General features: G+C 35.2%; 2 protein-coding genes and 1 pseudogene. All 3 read right to left on the bottom strand.

Annotated elements, in window-relative coordinates:
- Positions 1–808: pseudogene (locus AB4496_RS03460) on the bottom strand (glycosyltransferase family 61 protein); the annotation flags it as partial.
- Positions 809–876: 68 nt separating this feature from the next.
- Positions 877–1833 carry a hypothetical protein gene (locus AB4496_RS03455; protein ID WP_009847943.1) on the bottom strand — a complete coding sequence of 319 codons (957 nt, stop codon included), beginning with the start codon at positions 1831–1833 and terminating at the stop codon, positions 877–879.
- Positions 1820–2479: an acetyltransferase gene (locus AB4496_RS03450; protein WP_009847944.1), complete on the bottom strand. Its 660-nt coding sequence runs from the start codon at positions 2477–2479 to the stop codon at positions 1820–1822. Before AB4496_RS03450 ends, AB4496_RS03455 begins: the two co-directional genes overlap by 14 nt.
- Positions 2480–2516: the final 37 nt, after the last annotated feature.

Below are 2516 nucleotides of genomic sequence, written 5' to 3'. Positions count from 1 at the left end.
TTTTCGGATTAGGCAAAGACCGAGTATTATCAAGAGAAGTCCATAAAGGAGTACAATAGATTAAACTTTCGCAATAAACTAACTGACCCTTTTTTACGTGACAGAGATGATATTCAGTATTTTTTAACTCAGACAAGAGAAGTTCGATAAGGGAAAGACTTTGTTGAGGGGTTCCCTCTTCAACTAAAATGGTTATTTTTTCATCTTTAGATTCAATATACTCCATCATATTAGCTAGCTTTGGTATAACTTCTGTAACCCAGTGATAATAATTAGTCGAATGTTCTTTTAATAAACTTACCACTAATCCATCTAGAGTTAACTTTTCACGAATAAACGAAATCTGAAAATCAAAACCTTCCAGTTCTTCATATTTCAAGAAAATATCTGGCCGCTTTAAATCATGAATATTTTCCATTAGGCTTAATTCATGATGGTACATATTTATTCCGGAAATTACAGCATCTGTAGAACCAATAACCTGAACTCCGCTTAAACGCACAACTTTAGTATCAGGTAATCTACCTTCAAGCGATGAACGTTTACATTCCTGATTATCTACATACAAGAGTGGACCTTGTACACTTGCATAGCGTTCAGATACATGTTGGATAATTTCACATCCCCCCCCCAATAACTCTAAATCCCCGACTAGTCTTACATCGAAACGATTTTCTTCGGGTTTATTTTCCTTAGATTTAAATAAACTTATTAGCCTAAAAAAAACATGGCGGTAGAATATAATACTGTCAATATATTGGTGACGAATAAACCTAGGGAACAAATAATATAGACTTCTCAATAACATTTAAAATCCATTTGTAATTTTACAAACTAATAAAACAAAAATTTCAATTCAATATCGAACGATAATTATCATTTCAACAAACGAGCATACCCAAAGCCTGATCGGCCAAAACCATTACCGTTATAAAACATAAGATAACTCTCTTTTACTTTTATTACATGGGGATATGCTATCATTTCAGAATCCCAGCCCGAAGCGCTAATATCAATTCCTGCAAGGTCGTCATTTCGATTCCAAACAATGCCATCCTTCGACTCGGCATATCCAATACGATAGCTAGCTTTTGGATCAGTTCTATAGTTTGTGAAATTACGGTATGAAAACCACATTCGATATCTTCCGTTTTCTTTGACTACAGAAGCTTTTACGATACCTGCCTCTTCCTCATTTTTATAGTCTATAGCGACTTTTCCTTCTCTGACCCAATTGATCCCATCTTCAGACTCAGCATATTTGATATGGTAACGTGGTTCCGATTTACCATTGACAACCTTCCAACCAGTACAGGATAAGTACCAATTTTTCCAAACACCATCATCAAATAAAACGCAAGTAGACGCCGAAAAATAAGGTTCTTTCCAATCTCTATCCCACAACGGCCCTTCGGAGAACCTAACAAATTTATCATCGGAAGAAGAAGCGATTGCTAAACCTACACTGTTGTGATAGGAAATATTATCCCTTACATTCCACCCGATATAATATAACCATCGTTCATCACCTCGATTAACAACCCATGATGGCATTACACCTCTATCATCAAATGTACCTAAGCTTCCAAGGTCAAGTAGAGGGCTTTCATTAATATGAATAATTTCTAAAGGGTTATCTGCATTAAGATCGACAAATGTTGGTAGACTTAAACCATCAATATTTCTAGTGGAAAAGTATACACGTATAATATTCTTATCTTCAATATAATCAGCAACTGGAGCTTGGGCATGAGTAACACTCCAAGGTATAGTGTTGTTGGGTTTATATATCAGCCCCACCTTTTCCCATTTATAATGATTAAAATACGTCATAGCTAAAACGAGTCCCTTTTTTCTTTGCGGGATGACCGATATACACTCCCCACTCTTCTGTTTCTTTTAAAGTTAGACACGAAGACATTGATAAGAGTGTGCCTTTGGCTAGATTGGAACCATCTCTTATAGTCGAATTAACACCTAGAAAGCAATTCTCGCCAATTACACAGTGCCCTGACATTACGACATGTGAAGTAAAAAAAACATGGTCTTTAACTATACCATGGTGCCCAATATGGTTCCCACTCCACAACACTACATTATTCCCAATTACAGAAAATGGTTGAATAGTATTATTTTCCAATATAAAACAATTCTCTCCAATTACATTGTTAAAAACTGTAGCTTTTGAACTGACATACGAAATGAAGTCATACCCTTTTTCTTTACCTTCTAAGTATACTTTTTCTCTTAGAGTATTCATTCTCTTTGCCATCATTGGCGCAAACAAATCATATTGTTCTGGAGGGTATTTTTTTTCCAACTCTTCAAAAGGTATAACAGGAAGATTATTATATCTTTTACATTTCATGTATTTTTCATGGACTGTAAAAGCAACTACTTTGTAAGGTGAATCCGTAGTCAAATAGTAATACGCAAGTTCGGCAAAGTCTTCAACCCCAAATACAACAATTGGCTTCATCACTAGTCCCTACTTATAGACGTAAACTGTATATTCA

This window comes from Vibrio sp. 10N.222.46.A1 (assembly GCF_041473595.1).
Classification (GTDB): domain Bacteria; phylum Pseudomonadota; class Gammaproteobacteria; order Enterobacterales; family Vibrionaceae; genus Vibrio; species Vibrio tasmaniensis_A.
This window is presented reverse-complemented; position numbering and strand designations above follow the sequence as displayed.

Coding starts and splice junctions, on each gene's coding strand:
- AB4496_RS03455 (WP_009847943.1), bottom strand. CDS start 1,833: ATGACGTATTTTAATCATTATAAATGGGAAAAGGTGGGGCTGATATAT.
- AB4496_RS03450 (WP_009847944.1), bottom strand. CDS start 2,479: ATGAAGCCAATTGTTGTATTTGGGGTTGAAGACTTTGCCGAACTTGCG.